A 762-nucleotide genomic window follows, 5' to 3' on the forward strand; every position below is an offset into this window, starting at 1 on the left:
CTCTCGTTCAACTCGTCCTGCGCACCCGATGCGGCCGTTCGCGACAGGCGCTGGCACGCTCCGAAACACAAATCCCCATAGGCGCTCGTTTACGGCTCGCGGGCTCCTGCATGAGTTCTCGCGCCACCGCAAGCGCACCGGAACGTGCTCACAGCGCCTTCCGGTGACTGCAGCCGTGCATTCCGCCAAGAAGGCCAGCTGTATCGGTCGCGCGCCCGAGACAACGTAACACCTAGCGATGTCAACGGAAGGAAGCGCCAATAGTCCAAGACTTTCTTTTGGAAGCTCCCGATCTCCGCGTGCCGTAACAGGTAGAAGGCCCTGCGCCTGCGGGCAGCCTTCATTGGCGACCCCGATTTGGGCAACGCCGGGCGCAGCCAGCACTCGCGCAAATTTCATGTGGGCTTCATAAATCCGTTGCGACGGTTTCGTACCTTCAGGAGACGGCTTTGCTCTGAGGCCGTCCTGGAAAAGGATGGAAAAATGTCCAAGCTCCCTGGCAAGACCGAAACGATCGAAAACGTCGAATCCCCCGCCTTCGACCCGTCCGCGGCTACGAGCAAGTTCGCGCTGTTGTCGACCAGGGCCTTGAGCAGTCGAAGCAGGCACTTTCCAAATTGAGTTCGGACGCCGAAACGACACAAAGGGCTTTTGAGTCGACCTTTGAAACAGCCACGACCACCGGCAACGAGGTGTCCCTGAAAATGATTGCCGCTTTGCGCGCCAATACCGAAGCCGGCTTCACGCACCTTGAAGCGCTGG

General features: G+C 59.6%; 1 pseudogene. It reads left to right on the forward strand.

Going from position 1 to position 762, the window contains the following annotated elements:
- Positions 1-483 precede the first annotated feature (483 nt).
- A pseudogene (locus EOA33_RS41205) lies at positions 484-762 on the forward strand (phasin); the annotation flags it as partial.

Source organism: Mesorhizobium sp. M4A.F.Ca.ET.050.02.1.1 (assembly GCF_003997725.1).
In the GTDB taxonomy this organism is placed as follows: Bacteria; Pseudomonadota; Alphaproteobacteria; order Rhizobiales; family Rhizobiaceae; genus Mesorhizobium.